Genomic DNA, 16219 nt, shown 5'->3' with positions numbered 1-16219 from the left:
TGTTAAATTGAATCAATCTGATGGCAAAATAAACAGCAAAATTATAAATTTACCTGAATTATCACCAGACATTAGTTTTTCAAATAGTTTTTCTCGCCTGCTTTAATAGCAACGGACAAAAAGTTTTCCTTGGGAGGCAAGGGACAACTAAACTTATCACTATAAGCACAGTAAGGGTTGTAGGCCAGGTTAAAATCAATAATCAACTCATTATTGTCAGGTATTTCAAAGTCCAGGTACCTGCCTGCTCCATAGGTTTCCAGCGCACTGGTTCCATCAGCAAAAGGAAGAAACAACTGGTCATCTGGTTTTTGAACGGATTGATATAACACCAGTCGCAATGCTTCACCACCTAATTGAAATTTGGCGTAAGCATATTTTTTATATTGCTTTTCTTTACCGTCAGAGGTAGGCATAGTCACAATTTCTCTGGCAGTAAGCAGCGCTAAGGTAGCCTTGACTTTGTAGGTCTTATCGACAGGATAGTAGCTTAAACCCTCGAATTCTTTTTTATCTGCGACAGTTAAAGGGGAGTCTGCTGAATTACGAAGAAATTCATCCTTTTCATTTCTTTCCTGCTGAATTAACTCAGTATAGGAAATATCTTCACCTGTATCTGAAAATGTGTAAATTATACTGCCAATAACCACTAAGCAAGCCACAAACAACAGAATACGGGTGTTTTTCATGATCGTTATCTTTATCCTCCTGGCAAAAATAACGGAAATTACGGGCAAAATGCACCTTTGGATATAGTTTTATAATATGCCCTCATCGCTAAAGCTAAAGTAACTTTCATCTGTAAAAATCAAATGATCGAGTACCGGTATATCAAGCATTTTACCGGATGATTTTAACTGGCTGGTTAATCGGATGTCAGCCTCACTGGGTTTGAGGGTACCTGAGGGATGATTATGTACAAGGATGATAGAACTGGCCAGGTGGTTGAGGGCATGTTTGAATATAACCTTGGGATCTGCCAGGGTACCCGACACCCCTCCCATGCTCACGGCAAGTTTTTTCAGAACCTGATTGGCACGGTTTAAAAGTATGATCCAAAAATGCTCTGTTGGCTGATCCAGCAGGACTGGCCTCATTAATTTGTAGACATCTGATGATGAGGTTATTTTAAATTTACGGTTGGGAGCGATTTCATTTCTCCTTCGCCCCAGTTCAAAGGCACTGATAATGGCTATGGCCTTTGCCTCGCCTATGCCTTTGATCCTTTGTAATTCTTTGGCATCAAGCCTGGCGATTGTGTTGAGATCGTGATTAAACTCGTTTAACACACTTCTGGCTAAATCAATTGCACTCAATGACTTCGTGCCGGTAGCAATCAAAATTCCTAAAAGCTCTGCATCCGTAAGGAAAGATTTACCTTTATTTAAAAGCTTTTCCCGTGGTCTGTCTTGTTCAGCCCAATGGCGAATATGGAAGCCGTCGCCGACTCTGTAGGTGGTGTTTTTCATAATAAGTCTAAAAAATGTATTGCCCCTCTGGAGCCCCAAAAAAAAGTCTTCTAATATAAAAAAAGCCTCATGTTTTTTCAACACAAGGCCAAATTTTTTCTTCTGTATTTTTCTTACAAACTGTTTACGTAGCTTGTTAGTTTTGATTTATTATTGGCTGCTTTGTTTTTATGAATGATATTTCTCTTGGCCAACTTATCCAGCATACTGGAAACTTTTTTCAATAGTTCTACTGCCTCTGCTTTATCGGTAGTTTCCCTCAGTTTTTTGATATAGGTCCTGGTTGTTTTATGTTGATATCTGTTCCTTAGCCTTTTGGCATTGTTAGACCGTATCCTTTTTAACGCAGATTTATGATTCGCCATTTTATACCCTTCATTTTCTTTAAGAATGCAAATTTAATACTAATTCTATAAATTACAAAAACGCAAGATAATTTTTAAGTTTTGTTTTCTCCTGCAATAATTCCTGTTTATATTACTATAGAATTCCCCCCTTTTTTTAAAATGCCACCAGACCATGAACAGATCATGTATTTTTTTATTATCGTTGCTGCTATGCCATTTTAATGGTAACAATCCTGAATATTCAAACCGTATTGCAACAGAAAAACCTTTGTGGGGCTTTTATGCCCATAAGCTGATTAACCGTCTGGCGGTATTTTGTTTACCCCCAGAAATGATAGTTTTCTATAAACCTAACATCCGCTTTTTGGAAGACCACGCCGTAGATCCTGATAAAAGAAGATATGCCATAAAGGGAGAAGCGCCAAAACATTATATTGACCTGGACCATTTTCCGGCGGAAAGTTTGGATCAATCAGCTTTTTACTGGAAGGATGCTGTTGAAAAATTTTCAATCGATACCCTGATGAGCCGTGGAGTCGTGCCATGGCATATAGTGAAGGTAAAGCATCAGCTTACCAAGGCCTTTGAGAAAAAAGATTTCCATAAGATTTTAAAACTTTCAGCCGATCTTGGACATTATATAGGAGATGCCAACGTTCCACTGCATACTACGAGCAATTATAACGGACAATTAACCGGTCAATATGGCATTCACGGTTTCTGGGAATCCAGAATTCCTGAACTCTCTGCCGATAGTTACGATTTGTTTGTAGGCAAGGCTTCTTATTTATCCAACCCTCAAAGAATTGCCTGGCAGGCCATAAAAAATGCGCACAAAGCCGTTGACTCGGTTTTGTTGTTTGAAAAATTATTGAGCGAATCCTTTGCTGAAGACAAAAAATACAGCTTTGAAGAACGGAACGGACAAACTGTCAAGGTATATTCCAAACCTTTTAGTCAAGCTTACGAAAAAAAGCTTAATGGACAGGTTGAACGCCAGTTGAAGGCTTCAATCAAGATGGTGGCGGACTTTTGGTATACTGCCTGGGTTGACGCAGGCCAACCGGTACTGGTGGGCCTGAACAGTGAGAATAATATGAGCTTGCTGGAAAAACTACTAGAGGAAGAGAGTCTTTTATGGCAACAGAAAAAATTTCCTGCAAGACCTCACAAGAATTGAAGATGGAGGTCAATGTAGCCTTCCCACCCAGACTTACCCTGGTGTTGGCTAAAAGCTTAAATTACATGTTGCAACATTTAATGAGCGCCTCCGTTAATTCAATCATGGCAATAACTATCTATCCAAAAAAAGAACAGGCCAGCGGCCAGTTTGCAGCAGGAGCCATCAAAGAAAACAAGCCAATCGGTTTTCCGCACGAGGGAGGCGAGTTAAAGCCCTTTTCTTCCTTGTTTTACTGGGCCCATGCCTGGTCCGATCAAGGTGGGTTAATCGGGGAACATCCACATCAGGGTTTTGAAATCATGTCTTTTGTATTAAAAGGTGAAATTGAACACTATGACTCGCAGTTACAAAGTTGGAAAAGGCTCCGGGCTGGTGACATGCAGATTATCAGGTCAGGAAAGGGCATATCCCATGCCGAGAGATTTTTGCCCGGTGCGCACATCTTCCAGATTTGGGTCGACCCGGACTTGAGAAAAACCCTGAACAATCCCGCTACCTACAGCGATTACAGGGCAGACAGCTTTCCGGAGTCAAAAGAATCCGGTTGTGTAGTCAGAACTTTAAAAGGGCCTGGTTCACCTTTAACGATGAATGCCAATATTGAAAGTATCAGAGCGCTCCGGTTTTCCGAGGGACACCACAGAATAGAAATAAACAACAAAAACATGCTGGGAATATATGTGACCGAAGGATTCCTCTCGTTAAATGAAGAGGCCGTGGGGCAGGATGATTTTGTATTGATCAAGGAAGAAAAAGAGATTTCTATAAGCAATGAATCGGTTGCCGGACTGTTTATTATAGAAGTTCCTGATAATCCGGGGTATGAAACCTATGCCAATATGCAGGGTATTTCAGCTAAAATCTGATTTTGTTTAAATAAACTGAACTTAAGTAATTTGAATTCCGTTTGGAAACATAACAATTACCTTTTATATTTGGAACTTCAAGTCAATTATAAGGTAATTGATTTATAAAGAAGCGCGGAGAGACAGGCTCTGTGAAGCGCTAGCAACCATATCAGCAATTTATTAAATTGATAGAAGGTGCTAATTCCTGATCCCGAAAGACGGGAGAATATAAATTAATGAAACAATGAAAAATAACACAAATCTTTTAACAGCCGAAAAAGCCTCACTTTTGAGCCCCTCTATTATTCATAATGAGAATGATACTCTAGTGTTTGGGTGTTGTTGTTGCTAATCAATACATTTTATCTTTCATGAAGGATAATCTGGCCTGAGACAAACTTGTCTCAGCGCAATCAAATTACATCAAATCAATAATTTTCAGAAGAAACAGGCGAAGGAGTTAAATCCTGAACCGCTAAAACAAAGAGAAAAATGGCATTAATGATTACCGACGAATGTATCAACTGTGGAGCTTGTGAGCCGGAATGCCCAAATACAGCCATTTACGAAGGAGGAATAAATTGGAAATGGGGGGAAGGCAATGGATTAACAGAAGTTACCGATGCCCATGGAAATGTAATTGATGCACAAGAAGATCAGGAACCGATTTCGGAAGACTTTTATTTTATTGTCAGCGGCAAATGCACCGAGTGTGTGGGATTTCATGAGGAACCACAATGTGCCGCGGTATGTCCGGTTGATTGCTGTGTTGAAGATCCGGAACATGTAGAAAGTGAAGAAATGCTATTGACTAAAAAAGAAGGTTTACATTTAGTTTAAAAGGATAGATTGCGACAGCGCACTAAATATGAGTGAATTTAAACACATAGAAACGAAGGCCATCAGGACACAAAATGGCAAGGCATCATACAGGGAGCATTGTGCGCCGATTTACATGACTTCAAGCTTTACTTTCGAAGATGCTGAGCAGGCCAGAGCACTGTTTGCAGATGAAATCGAAGGTAACATTTATACAAGGTTTTCAAACCCCAATAATTCAGAATTTGTAGAAAAGCTTTGCTTGTTGGAGGAAACCGAAGATGGTATCGCGACTGCCTCAGGCATGGCAGCTATGTTTTCCAGTATGGCTGCGCTGCTTAATTCCGGAGATCATGTGCTGGCTTCCCGTTCGGTGTTTGGATCCACACATCAGATCTTTACCCAAATTTTTCCGAAATGGGGCATTGAACACACCTACGCAAATATCAACGACCCGTCAGATTGGGAGGGAAAGATCAGAAAAAATACAAAAATGATTTTCGCTGAAACACCTTCCAACCCGGGTTTGGATCTGATAGATATGGAGTGGCTGGGAGGACTTGCGGAAAAGCATGGACTTGTCTTGAACATTGACAATTGTTTCGCCACGCCCATACTGCAACAACCGTCAAAATATGGAGCGCAAATTGTGACTCACTCTGCCACCAAGTTTATGGATGGTCAAGGCAGAACCATTGGCGGGGCAATTCTTGGAAAACGTGATTTGATTGACAAAATAAGGTTTTTTACACGGCATACCGGACCTGCCCTGTCACCTTTTAATGGTTGGATACTGTCGAAAAGTCTGGAAACCCTGCCCTTGCGCATGGAAAGACACTGTGAAAATGCCATGAAAATTGCTGAATACCTTGAAGGACACGAGGAACTTGAGTCGGTTAAGTATCCATTCCTAAAGTCACACCCGCAGTACGATTTAGCCAAAAAACAGATGAGATATGGCGGGGGGCTAATCACATTTGTGGTTAATGGTGGTTTGGAAAGGGGCCAAAGGTTCTTGAATAGTCTGAAAATGTTGTCGTTTACAGCCAATCTCGGCGACGCCAGAACCATCGCCACACATCCGGCCTCAACGACACATTCAAAACTTTCGGAAGAAGACCGGAAAGTTGTGGGTATATCTCCGGGCCTGATCCGTATTTCTGTGGGTTTGGAAAATGTCAATGATATATTGGAAGACATCGTAAACGCATTAAATGCATCTAAATAGAACTATGAGAATAAAAATATACTATATCGCTCCCCTTTGCCTGGTTAACCTGTGTATGATGGCTTGTTTTTGTTGTTGTCGAAACTGTATCAGCAGGGAGCATCTGTAATTTTATGCAAGTTTAGTATAAGTTTTAGAGCCTTCCTGCTGACACAGGAAGGCTTTTTTTGTGAGTTGTAATCAAAGTATTAAACAATCTATAAAAATGACACCAGAATTAAATAACAAAATTTCAACCGAAGCGAAAGAAGATATTCGCGAGTTGGCAGAGAAAATCAGTCGTTTTCGTGATGGCAAGATAGACGAAGAGAAGTTTAAAGCGTACCGGCTTACAAGGGGCGTGTATGGACAAAGACAATTGGGTGTGCAGATGTTTCGCACCAAAATACCTTACGGCCGGCTTACCGCCGATCAATTGACACGGATAGCCGATATCTCGGAGAAATATACGAATGGTAACCTCCATACTACCACCAGGCAAAATATTCAATTGCATTATGTAAAGTTGGACGACAGTCCTGCCATTTGGACAGAATTAGAAGAGGTCGGGGTAACAGCCCGTGAAGCATGTGGTAATACTGTACGTAATGTAACCGGCTCTGCACTGGCAGGAATCGATCCCAATGAACCTTTTGATATAACCCCCTATGCTGAATCGGTTTTCAGATATTTTCTTAGAAATCCAATATGTCAGGATATGGGAAGAAAGGTAAAGATTGCTTTCTCTTCCAGTGACAAAGACTCGGCGTTCACCTATTTTCATGATTTTGGGTTTATTCCAGTTGTGAAAATTGAGGATGGCAAGGAAATCAGAGGCTTTAAAACTGTGGTAGGTGGCGGCCTGGGTGCACAGTCTTTTGTGGCCAGGACTGCCTACGAGTTTTTACCTGAAAACCAGATTATCCCTTTCACCGAGGCAGCGCTCAGGGTTTTTGACCGTTATGGGGAACGTGAAAAAAGGTTCAAAGCAAGACTGAAATTCTTAATAGATGAAAAAAGAGGATTGGGATTGGAAAAATTCCTTGAATTAGTGGAAAAAGAACGTAAGGCCATCCCCCACCAATCAATTGAAATTGACAGGACGCTGGTACCTGAGTTGGTGCTACCGGAAAAACAGGATTATTCTGATGTGACTATTGAGGAGGAAGAAAAATATCGGGATTGGCTAAAATCAAATGTATTTGAGCAAAAACACAAAGGCTTTCATGGTATCCGGATCAAGTTAACAAACGGCAACATCGATGCGGAAAGAGCCAGAAAATTATCAGATATCGTCAGAAAACATGCCGCCGATGACCTGAGGATCACAGTTAATCAGGGCCTGTTATTGAAATATATACCAACCAGCGCATTACCTCAGGTATTTAATGAATTAAACGCCCTGGGCCTGGCGGAATTCGGTTTTGGCACCATTGCTGACATCACAGCCTGCCCCGGAACAGATACCTGTAACCTTGGTGTAAGTAACAGCACCGGCGTTGCAGAAGCCCTGGAAAAAATCATCAGGGAAGAATACAAGGATTTAATCTTTGATGCAGACATTCATATTAAAATCAGCGGATGCATGAATTCATGCGGACAACACATGGCAGCGAACATCGGTTTTCATGGAAGTTCAATTAAAAACGGACAACTGGTTGTACCGGCTTTGGTGGTATTACTTGGGGGTGGGGTCGACCCTGAAGGAAATGGGTTTGTCGCCGACAAAGTGGCCAAGCTACCATCAAAAAAGGCACCACAGGCGTTGAGAATTATTCTGGATGATTATAAGGAAAATGCGCTTCCGGGAGAGTACTTCAACAGTTACTATAAAAGATATGGTAAAATATATTTTTATGATCTGATAAAACACCTCATTGATCCGACTCAGCTAACGGAATCGGATTATATCGACTGGGGGGGAACTGATAATTTTGTGCCAGCAGTTGGTGTGGGTGAATGTGCCGGTGTCAGCTATGACGTTGTCGGAACGATCATCGAGGATGCCACTGAAAAACTGGCGAATGGTGAAAAAGATCTGGCTGCCGATGAGTATGACAGGACGATTTATAATGCTTACAATACGTTTGTAATCGGTGCAAAAGCATTACTGTTAAGTGAAGATATCAGATGTAATACACATATTGGTATTATCAGGGATTTTGACAAACATTTTGTTGAAGCCGGCAAATTAACGCTTAACGAAAACTTCGAAACCCTGGTCTTGCAAATCAATCAAAATACACCAAATGCAGATTTTGCAAAGCGATATCTGAAGCTGGCCCATGAATTTTTGCAGCAGGTTAAAACATACCGTGCCAATCAAATTGCCGGTGATGTTACACAGAAAGAAAAGCTGGTAGTAGATAATTTTTATAAAGCATAATCATGAACGGCAAATTAACATTGGTAGGTGCCGGTCCGGGAGACCCGGACCTGATTAGCATAAAAGGCATGAAGGCCATCAAAAAGGCTGATGTCATTTTATATGATGCACTGGCACATCCGGACTTACTGGAGTATGCCCGGCCCGGCACCGAAAAAATTTATGTAGGAAAAAGGGCCGGATACCACTCCTACAAGCAGGAAGAAATAAATCAACTGATTGTGGATCGTGCCCTGAGAGGAAATCATGTGGTAAGGCTAAAAGGTGGAGACCCTTTTGTATTTGCCCACGGAAAAGAAGAACTGGAATATGCAGAGACATTTTCTATTGAAACAGAGGCTATTCTTGGCATATCCAGTGTTAACCTTCCCGGCTTATATGGCATACCATTAACCAGAAGAGGAATCAACGAGAGTTTCTGGGTAATAACGGCCACAACCAAAGACGGAACACTTTCCAAAGATGTTTTTCAGGCTGCCCGGTCAACCGCCACGGTAGTACTGCTCATGGGCCTGAAGAAGCTGGACCAAATTACCGCCATCTATAAAAAGTCAGGAAGGGGTAATCTTCCGGCGGCATTGATCTCAAAAGGATCACTGGAGGACGGGAACATTATTTTTGGCACCGCAGCCACGCTTTTGTCAAAACAACAGGAACACCGGCTGCCAGGTCCTGCGATGATTGTAATCGGGGAAGCGGTAGGCACTCATGAATATTTCTATGAAAAAATAAAAAACGTGGAGCGATTCAATAACCATCCAAAATTTTAACGCTATGGAAAGGCTGTTTGACAACAACCATTATACATCGCTAACACCCCGGGAAAGGCTGGAAAAACTATTCTGTGAACATGATGAAGCCAAAATTCTTGTGACCTCTTCATTCGGAAGCACATCGGTTGTGTTATTGCACATGTTAAGCCAGGTGAAGCCGGGGCATCCTATTCACTTCGTTAACACTGGTTTTCTTTTTCAGGAAACCCTTGATTACAAAAAACAATTGATTGAAAAACTAGGGCTTAAGGTCATCAATGTCAAAGCCAGGGAAAACCGTCACAGATTCACCAGGGAAAACCAAAGCTGGCGGTTCAATCACGATTTATGTTGTTTTATCAACAAAGTGGAGCCGGTTAACGAACTGAGGGCCTCCTATGATGTTTGGATTTCAGGGCTACTCGCGTTCCAAAATGCGAACCGGAGCAAAACCCGCATCTTTGAACCTAAAAAGGATATCGTTAAATTCCATCCTATCATAGACATGACCGCCGCAGAGGTGAGTTTATATATGACGATTTACGAACTCCCCAGCCACCCTCTTGTGGCCGAGGGATACGAATCCATCGGATGTACCCATTGCACCAGGAAAGGAAAAGGAAGAGAAGGCCGGTGGTTTGACAAAACAAAAACCGAATGCGGCCTCCACGCATAAATGGAGTGTGGGTGTGAGTGTCAGTGTGGGTGTGAGTGTCAGTGTGGGTGTGAGTGATCGCCCCATAGGGGCAAAACATTGGTAGCGCAAGGTTTTAATCAACGGCAATCGCTTTTGAAGCCTTTAAACGAATTGCGTTTTCACAAAAAAATCCCAGACCACAATCCCGATGCTGACAGAAATGTTTAAAGAATGTTTGGTGCCAAACTGGGGAATTTCAAGACATATATCAGAAAGAGCTACGGCAGCATCATCCACACCAAAGGCTTCATTGCCAAATATAAAGGCATATTTTTTATTCTTTTCAGGTTGAAAATCCTGGAGCATCAGCCCATCTTGCACCTGCTCTATTGACACAATAATGTAATCCAGGGATTTAAGACGATTTATCAGGGTCATTGTGCTCTCCACGTGCTCCCAGTCAACAGATTCCGTGGCGCCAAGGGCGGTTTTGTGGATTTCACGATGAGGGGGACTGGCCGTAATACCACATAGAAAAATCTTTTCAACACAAAAAGCGTCCGAAGTACGAAATGCAGCACCTACGTTGTTCATACTTCTCACATTGTCAAGCACGACAACTAACGGAATTTTTTTCTTATTTTTGAATTCCTCGACAGAAATTCTGTTGAGTTCTTCGTTACTGAGTTTTCTCATGTCAATGATATGGGCAAGGGGCAAAGATAATTTATAAAAGCTGAACCAATAAATTTATAAATAAACCTGAATTAAATCTTTAATACAGTCAATGGCAAACACCAAAACCAAAGCGGAAAAGGAAACCCCTCTGATGAAACAATACAATGCGATTAAAGCACGGCATCCCGGTGCCTTATTGCTTTTCAGGGTAGGGGATTTTTATGAGACATTTGGCGAAGACGCGGTTAAGGCCAGTAAAGTATTGGAAATAGTCCTGACTAAAAGGGCGAATGGCGCCGCCTCTCACGTGGAGTTGGCAGGTTTTCCACACCACGCCCTGGATACATACCTGCCCAGGTTGGTAAGGGCTGGTAACCGGGTGGCAATCTGCGATCAGTTAGAGGACCCAAAAGCAGCTAAAGGTATTGTAAAAAGAGGGGTAACGGAACTGGTTACACCTGGTCTTTCATTGAACGACAATGTGCTGGAAAAAAACCAAAATAACTACCTCGCATCGATTTTTTTCAACAAGGAGGTATATGGCATTGCTTTTCTTGACCTTTCTACGGGCGAATTTCTGACCAGCAGGGGTACCGATAAATATATCGATAACCTATTACAAAGTTTCAAACCCATGGAGGTTATCTTCAGCAAAACGGACCGCCAGGCGTTTAACACACACTTTCAGGACAAATTTAATACTTACTGTCTCGATGAGTGGGTGTATAGTTATGATTACGCTTATGAAAAACTTACCAGCCATTTCTCTACCTCCTCGTTAAAAGGATTTGGGGTAGAAGGTGTAACGGAGGGAATAATTGCAGCCGGGGCCATACTGCACTACCTCAATGAAACCGAGCACAAAGAAGTTAAACACATCTCTTCCATTTCCAGGATCGAAGAAGAAAACTACGTGTGGCTCGATAAGTTTACCATCAGAAATCTGGAGCTGGTCTATCCTCAGCAGGAAGGTGGCATCCCCCTAATCGACATCCTGGACCAAACCCAGACACCCATGGGCTCCAGGTTGCTTAAAAAGTGGATGGTATTGCCTTTAAAAGAAAAAGTAGCCATTGAAGAAAGACATCAGGTGGTGGCAGCACTGGTAAAAGACCAGGATTTACAGCACGAGATCTCACAACTTTTCAAAAATATTGGCGACCTGGAAAGACTGGTGTCCAAAGTGGCGACGAGAAGAATCAACCCACGGGAAATGACCCAGTTAAAAAAGGCACTGGCGCATATTACCCCTGTAAAAAACCTGTTGACCAAATCCGGGGTTGCACCGCTGCTAAAGCTGGCCGACCAATTAAATCCTTGCGAATTTTTATTGCAAAAGATCGATACCGAACTAAAGGAAGACCCACCGATCCAGGCCAATCAGGGCAACCTTATCAAAGATGGTATCAACCGGGAACTGGATGAGCTTCGAAAAATTGCTTTTTCGGGCAAAGACTATCTGGTACAAATTCAGCAGAGGGAGAGTGAGGCTACCGGGATACCATCCTTAAAAATCGCATACAATAAGGTCTTTGGTTACTATCTCGAGGTCACCAATGCACATAAAGACAAAGTACCTGAAAACTGGATCAGAAAACAGACCCTCGTTAACGCCGAAAGGTATATCACCGAAGAATTAAAAGAATATGAAGAAAAGATTTTAAACGCCGAAGAAAAACTGGGGGTCATAGAGCAAAGGATTTATCATGAACTGGTCATACATGCCACCGATTTTATCAGCCAGATTCAGCAGAATGCTAAGATTATTGGAAAAACAGACTGTTTGGCTTCTTTCGCCCATATCGCTATAAAATATAAGTACTGTCAGCCCGAAATCAACGAGTCCGGAATATTGGATATTAAGGAGGGCAGGCACCCGGTTATTGAAAGGCAGTTGCCCGTGGGGGAGTCTTATGTTCCCAACGATATATTACTGGATCATGACACCCAACAAATCATGATTATCACAGGGCCTAATATGGCGGGCAAATCTGCGCTTCTGCGGCAAACAGCACTGATTGTACTGATGGCTCAGATGGGTTCCTTTGTGCCAGCTAAAAAAGCAGTCCTTGGTATCGTAGACAAGGTATTCACACGCGTCGGGGCGTCTGACAATCTTTCGAAAGGTGAGTCAACTTTTATGGTGGAAATGACTGAGACGGCCAGCATTCTCAATAATTTAAGCGAAAACAGTTTGGTATTGATGGATGAAATCGGCCGGGGTACCAGCACCTATGATGGCGTCTCTATTGCCTGGTCGATTGTCGAATATCTCCATAATCATCAAAAATTTAAAGTGAAGACTTTGTTCGCCACCCATTATCATGAATTGAATCAACTGACCAACGATCTGGACAGGGTCAAAAATTTTAATGTTTCTGTAAAAGAGGTAGGTGACAAAGTTATTTTTATGAGAAAGTTAAAAAAAGGTGGCAGCGAGCACAGTTTCGGCATTCATGTCGCCCAAATGGCCGGGATGCCCAACCCTGTGGTCATCAGGGCCAGCGAAATAATGCACCACCTGGAAAAAGATAAAATTCACACGCGGCATAAAAAGCAGTTTGAAGAATTACCAAAGAACAATTTTCAGCTAAGTTTATTTGAGGCCGATCCCAAATTTAAGGAGGTTCAAAAACTGGTTAACCTGCTGGATATCAATACAATCTCACCAGTAGAAGCACTACTGAAATTAAATGAAATAAAAAACATCCTCGGCAATTCCTGACCAGGCGTTAAAGCAATTCTTTAATGACATAAAACCAGAGACTCGGGCCTGAAATAGTATTTTTTCGTCTGTCCGTTTCTCGTGGCTATACACTCAACCAGGCCTCTTCCATAGACTGAGCTTATCTTCATTTTCTTGCTGCCAATAATCAGTTTTACTAAATCACCTTTTTTTAAATTTTCCATCTTCATGATTTTTTTACACAAGATTAAAAAACGTGCCAAAAGTTTAGCCTGAGAGAATTATTTTCGCTTTTTCTTAATGGCGACTCAGGTAAAAAGTAACCCCTGGTAGAATTTATGCAAAAACAAATTATGATTTGATGATTGTTACAACCGGCAGGCAATAAACCCTACCTCCCCCCATTTGAAGCTTGGTTTCTGGTACACACATAGGGTCTCTTATTCCTCCAACAGGTTTTCTATCTCATCCAGCTTGTCATCATTGTATGATCCGGAAGTCACAAAAACTATTTTACCTTGCTTATCGAGCACAAAAAAATAGGGTACATCTTTCTTCTCAAAGTCGAGGGCTTCTTTGTATTTTTTCAGCTCACCCTTATAAAACATGATGTGCGGGACCAATTTAGGGTCGGTTTTATCTTTCATTTTTTTCATTACCTTTCCGTAGGCTGCTTTTTTTACACCAGTGAACATAGGGACAAAATACACATTGACGTCATACTCTGTGTAAAACAGCCCCGGATTTTTAGGTTTATAAATAAATTTTTGATAGATGGGATTGAACCAGGTTTTAAGATCCTCTTCCGATTTTTTGGAATACGCCATCCCCAGCAATGTGAATTTTTCCTTGGTGTCTGACGGAATAACCACTTGCTTGTTCAACAACGTCTCCCCCTCCAAATTCGGAAATTGACCGCCGAGCTGCGCATGCACATTAGCAGACAAAAAGAATAGAAAAAACAGGTAATAATATATGTTTTTCATAGTCACAATTTTGAATATACTCAATAACGACCCTTTCAAACAAATGTTATTAAAAGGACAATACAAATAATCCTGACATACCTTTAACCCTTAAACGCCATGCCCTTCAAACTCTGGGCCATTTTCAGGTTCCTGTTGCTCAATTCCTGATCATTGATCTGGAATCTTAATTTACTGTCTTCACCCACATAAAAACTAATGCAGGCCCCTTTTTCATATAATCCCTTTTTCTCTCCAACCACCATAATAGGTCTTCCATTAGTCGTGGTCATGATCTCACCGATAGCACCACTTTTTCCCAGCGAGACGAAAAGCAAATCGGTTTCACCAATCTCACTCACATTCATAGCTTTTTTCACGGCAATACTGCGACCGTTGATTTTCTTTGAGGTACTGATCTTTTGCAACTCCTGATATACTCTTGAATTTCCAAAGACTGTTATCTTAAATTCACCGGTATTGCTATTTGGCCACTGTGAGTATTTGGCAAAGTTGTAAAGAAACAACGAATAAGCACTGTTAATGTCGGTTTGGGCTTGTACGGTCGGATTTCTTAAAACCAACAGGCACAAAAAAAGGAAAAGAATTTTAAAAAATTTAATGGCTTTCATGGTAAACATTACTATATACAAAATTCAAATACATATTTAACCTTATGTATCACCTTTTTAAATTGCTTTTATGCAATCCAGGCAAATGATAAACAAAGGATACACTGTCAAAGAATGGTAGTCCCAGGACCATCTTTAAGGTTTGGTTCACCCAAGATACCACCAGGTATTTCTGTTAATATTTTAACAGGCTTACCCCTGGTCTGATCCAGTATCTGTGGCATCAGCCCACTTTTACAAGCAGGCACAAACAGGATCTCCGGTGTACCGATCTGGTCCAAAGACTTGCATGTCTTTACCTGGACAGGTTTTCCTTTAATTTTTTTGTTCTTGCTAATTTGTTTTAGGTTAATAGCCAAACCGGCGTTTCCCAATATGGCGAAGGTAAATTGATCTCCTCCATGATCAAAGCCGGCGAATTTGCCGAAATTGTAGAGAAGTAATGCTTGAGGATCCGCTTTCTGCGCCTGTACCATAGCCAGATTTCCAAGGGCTGTCAAGATTAAAAAACCCATAAATATCCGTTTTAAAAAAATAGCATACGACGTCCTCATCGCTTCCCAATTCAAATTTCATACGTTAAAAACTGATTTCAAAAATACCAGCTTTACCACTAATTGTATTAGTCAAATAGCCTACAACCTTACCCTTGCAAAAAGATGGGGAAATAATTATTTAATTGACCTTTTTATTCGTATTATGCAATTTTATTCTGATAAAGTTAAATTAAAGGTCCTATTATTCAATGCTTGAGTGTATGTAAAAGCCGGTCGTATATTAATTATTTAGTTTTAAACTTTACATTACATTGCTTCCGAATAAAAAAGAAAGTTATGCGGATTGATTTAACAGGCAGGACAATTTTGATAACCGGGGCTTCCGGAGGTATCGGTAAAGCCGTTGCAGAACAACTGGCGAACGCAGGAGCCACCATTGCCCTCCACTACAATCAACAAAAACAGGCCGCAGAAAAGCTTGCAGCCGAAATAGGTAACAACTCCAGTGCTTTTAAAGCCGATCTGGCCGATGAAAAAGAGGTGATTAACTTGTTTGAAGCGGTGATAGATCATTATCAAAATGTTGATGGACTCATTAATAACGCCGGCATTGCCATTCCCTCATCACCTGGCAAGGATGACCGGCTTTGGTTAAAGGACTGGCATGCAACTTTGGCGGTAAACTTAAATGCCACTGCCTTGCTCTGTAAAAAGGCCATCGCGCATTTTTTACCCAAACAGGAAGGACGAATAGTGAATATTACCTCCAGGGCTGCTTTCAGGGGCGATACACCGGAATTCCTTGCCTACGCGGCCTCAAAGGGGGGATTGGTCTCACTTACGAGGTCCATCGCGCGCGGTTATGGCAAGTCTGGTATCAAGGCATTTAATATTGCCCCGGGATTTGCAAGAACAGACATGGCTCAGGGTTTTATGGATCTGTATGGTGAACAGATTGCCCTGGATGACATCGCCTTAAAAGAATTAACAGAGCCACGGGATATCGCTCCTATGATTGCATTACTTATCAGCGGGCTGGCCGATCACGCCACTGGTTGCACCATAGATATTAATGCGGGAAGTTATGTACATTAAAAAGCGAACCAATACAAA

17 protein-coding genes and 1 riboswitch are annotated in these 16219 nt (G+C 41.5%); of the genes, 9 read left to right on the top strand and 8 right to left on the bottom strand.

Translation table 11 applies throughout. The features are described from left to right. Window positions 1–71 precede the first annotated feature (71 nt). The 3 genes from AC04NP_RS19055 to rpsT all read right to left on the bottom strand — a co-directional run bounded on the left by AC04NP_RS19055 (window position 72) and on the right by rpsT (window position 1834). Window positions 72–689: a DUF1684 domain-containing protein gene (locus AC04NP_RS19055; protein WP_482861523.1), complete on the bottom strand. Its 618-nt coding sequence runs from the start codon at window positions 687–689 to the stop codon at window positions 72–74. Window positions 690–758: 69 nt separating this feature from the next. Then, complete coding sequence (radC, locus tag AC04NP_RS19050) at window positions 759–1469, bottom strand: RadC family protein (RefSeq protein ID WP_482861522.1); 711 nt, start codon at window positions 1467–1469, stop codon at window positions 759–761. 113 nt (window positions 1470–1582) lie between these two features. Beyond that, window positions 1583–1834: a 30S ribosomal protein S20 gene (rpsT, locus tag AC04NP_RS19045; protein WP_482861521.1), complete on the bottom strand. Its 252-nt coding sequence runs from the start codon at window positions 1832–1834 to the stop codon at window positions 1583–1585. 313 nt (window positions 1835–2147) lie between these two features. Between rpsT and AC04NP_RS19040 the strand changes: the two genes are divergently transcribed. The 7 genes from AC04NP_RS19040 (at window position 2148) to AC04NP_RS19010 (ending at window position 9687) form a co-directional block, all read left to right on the top strand. Then, complete coding sequence (locus AC04NP_RS19040) at window positions 2148–2996, top strand: zinc dependent phospholipase C family protein (RefSeq protein ID WP_482861520.1); 849 nt, start codon at window positions 2148–2150, stop codon at window positions 2994–2996. Continuing rightward, entirely contained in the window at window positions 2954–3865 is a 912-nt protein-coding gene (locus AC04NP_RS19035; protein WP_482861519.1) for a pirin family protein, read from the top strand. The genes AC04NP_RS19040 and AC04NP_RS19035 overlap by 43 nt, the downstream gene beginning before the upstream one ends. Before the next feature lie 99 nt (window positions 3866–3964). Next, window positions 3965–4082: riboswitch (SAM riboswitch) on the top strand. 257 nt (window positions 4083–4339) lie between these two features. Further along, window positions 4340–4687, top strand: a complete 348-nt coding sequence (locus tag AC04NP_RS19030) for a 4Fe-4S binding protein (RefSeq protein ID WP_482861518.1) — start codon at window positions 4340–4342, stop codon at window positions 4685–4687. A gap of 28 nt (window positions 4688–4715) precedes the next feature. Next, complete coding sequence (locus AC04NP_RS19025) at window positions 4716–5894, top strand: trans-sulfuration enzyme family protein (RefSeq protein ID WP_482861517.1); 1179 nt, start codon at window positions 4716–4718, stop codon at window positions 5892–5894. 205 nt (window positions 5895–6099) lie between these two features. Then, a complete protein-coding gene (locus AC04NP_RS19020; RefSeq protein ID WP_482861516.1) occupies window positions 6100–8259 on the top strand; it encodes a nitrite reductase in 2160 nt (719 codons plus the stop codon). Between the two features lie 2 nt (window positions 8260–8261). After that, window positions 8262–9029, top strand: a complete 768-nt coding sequence (gene cobA, locus AC04NP_RS19015; protein ID WP_482861515.1) for a uroporphyrinogen-III C-methyltransferase — start codon at window positions 8262–8264, stop codon at window positions 9027–9029. Between the two features lie 4 nt (window positions 9030–9033). Beyond that, entirely contained in the window at window positions 9034–9687 is a 654-nt protein-coding gene (locus tag AC04NP_RS19010; RefSeq protein WP_482861514.1) for a phosphoadenylyl-sulfate reductase, read from the top strand. 123 nt (window positions 9688–9810) lie between these two features. Here the strand turns inward: AC04NP_RS19010 and AC04NP_RS19005 are convergent, their stop codons facing one another. Continuing rightward, window positions 9811–10344 (bottom strand): TrmH family RNA methyltransferase, encoded by a 534-nt coding sequence (locus tag AC04NP_RS19005; protein WP_482861513.1) that lies wholly within the window; start codon window positions 10342–10344, stop codon window positions 9811–9813. A 91-nt stretch (window positions 10345–10435) separates the two neighbouring features. Between AC04NP_RS19005 and mutS the strand changes: the two genes are divergently transcribed. Beyond that, window positions 10436–13051, top strand: coding sequence for a DNA mismatch repair protein MutS (gene mutS / locus AC04NP_RS19000; RefSeq protein WP_482861512.1), 2616 nt, complete (start codon window positions 10436–10438; stop codon window positions 13049–13051). A gap of 20 nt (window positions 13052–13071) precedes the next feature. Here the strand turns inward: mutS and AC04NP_RS18995 are convergent, their stop codons facing one another. The 4 genes from AC04NP_RS18995 to AC04NP_RS18980 all read right to left on the bottom strand — a co-directional run bounded on the left by AC04NP_RS18995 (window position 13072) and on the right by AC04NP_RS18980 (window position 15124). Then, complete coding sequence (locus tag AC04NP_RS18995) at window positions 13072–13236, bottom strand: hypothetical protein (protein WP_482861511.1); 165 nt, start codon at window positions 13234–13236, stop codon at window positions 13072–13074. A gap of 216 nt (window positions 13237–13452) precedes the next feature. Continuing rightward, window positions 13453–13998: a hypothetical protein gene (locus AC04NP_RS18990; protein ID WP_482861510.1), complete on the bottom strand. Its 546-nt coding sequence runs from the start codon at window positions 13996–13998 to the stop codon at window positions 13453–13455. Between the two features lie 83 nt (window positions 13999–14081). Beyond that, window positions 14082–14609 carry a YfiR family protein gene (locus AC04NP_RS18985; RefSeq protein ID WP_482861509.1) on the bottom strand — a complete coding sequence of 176 codons (528 nt, stop codon included), beginning with the start codon at window positions 14607–14609 and terminating at the stop codon, window positions 14082–14084. A 107-nt stretch (window positions 14610–14716) separates the two neighbouring features. Next, window positions 14717–15124: a YfiR family protein gene (locus AC04NP_RS18980; RefSeq protein ID WP_482861508.1), complete on the bottom strand. Its 408-nt coding sequence runs from the start codon at window positions 15122–15124 to the stop codon at window positions 14717–14719. 318 nt (window positions 15125–15442) lie between these two features. Here AC04NP_RS18980 and AC04NP_RS18975 point away from each other — a divergent pair, with 318 nt between their 5' ends. Next, entirely contained in the window at window positions 15443–16201 is a 759-nt protein-coding gene (locus tag AC04NP_RS18975) for an SDR family NAD(P)-dependent oxidoreductase (RefSeq protein ID WP_482861507.1), read from the top strand. Window positions 16202–16219: the final 18 nt, after the last annotated feature.

The organism is Agaribacillus sp. DX54, from assembly GCF_056858335.1.
This window is presented reverse-complemented; position numbering and strand designations above follow the sequence as displayed.

Bases quoted from the DNA above. Each gene is read 5' to 3' on its own strand.
- AC04NP_RS18995 (WP_482861511.1), bottom strand. From the start codon at position 13,236: ATGGAAAATTTAAAAAAAGGTGATTTAGTAAAACTGATTATTGGCAGC.
- AC04NP_RS18990 (WP_482861510.1), bottom strand. From the start codon at position 13,998: ATGAAAAACATATATTATTACCTGTTTTTTCTATTCTTTTTGTCTGCT.
- AC04NP_RS19035 (WP_482861519.1), top strand. From the start codon at position 2,954: ATGGCAACAGAAAAAATTTCCTGCAAGACCTCACAAGAATTGAAGATG.
- AC04NP_RS18975 (WP_482861507.1), top strand. From the start codon at position 15,443: ATGCGGATTGATTTAACAGGCAGGACAATTTTGATAACCGGGGCTTCC.
- AC04NP_RS18985 (WP_482861509.1), bottom strand. From the start codon at position 14,609: ATGAAAGCCATTAAATTTTTTAAAATTCTTTTCCTTTTTTTGTGCCTG.
- rpsT (WP_482861521.1), bottom strand. From the start codon at position 1,834: ATGGCGAATCATAAATCTGCGTTAAAAAGGATACGGTCTAACAATGCC.
- AC04NP_RS19040 (WP_482861520.1), top strand. From the start codon at position 2,148: ATGATAGTTTTCTATAAACCTAACATCCGCTTTTTGGAAGACCACGCC.
- AC04NP_RS19030 (WP_482861518.1), top strand. From the start codon at position 4,340: ATGGCATTAATGATTACCGACGAATGTATCAACTGTGGAGCTTGTGAG.
- AC04NP_RS19020 (WP_482861516.1), top strand. From the start codon at position 6,100: ATGACACCAGAATTAAATAACAAAATTTCAACCGAAGCGAAAGAAGAT.
- AC04NP_RS19055 (WP_482861523.1), bottom strand. From the start codon at position 689: ATGAAAAACACCCGTATTCTGTTGTTTGTGGCTTGCTTAGTGGTTATT.
- cobA (WP_482861515.1), top strand. From the start codon at position 8,262: ATGAACGGCAAATTAACATTGGTAGGTGCCGGTCCGGGAGACCCGGAC.
- mutS (WP_482861512.1), top strand. From the start codon at position 10,436: ATGGCAAACACCAAAACCAAAGCGGAAAAGGAAACCCCTCTGATGAAA.
- radC (WP_482861522.1), bottom strand. From the start codon at position 1,469: ATGAAAAACACCACCTACAGAGTCGGCGACGGCTTCCATATTCGCCAT.
- AC04NP_RS18980 (WP_482861508.1), bottom strand. From the start codon at position 15,124: ATGGGTTTTTTAATCTTGACAGCCCTTGGAAATCTGGCTATGGTACAG.
- AC04NP_RS19010 (WP_482861514.1), top strand. From the start codon at position 9,034: ATGGAAAGGCTGTTTGACAACAACCATTATACATCGCTAACACCCCGG.
- AC04NP_RS19025 (WP_482861517.1), top strand. From the start codon at position 4,716: ATGAGTGAATTTAAACACATAGAAACGAAGGCCATCAGGACACAAAAT.
- AC04NP_RS19005 (WP_482861513.1), bottom strand. From the start codon at position 10,344: ATGAGAAAACTCAGTAACGAAGAACTCAACAGAATTTCTGTCGAGGAA.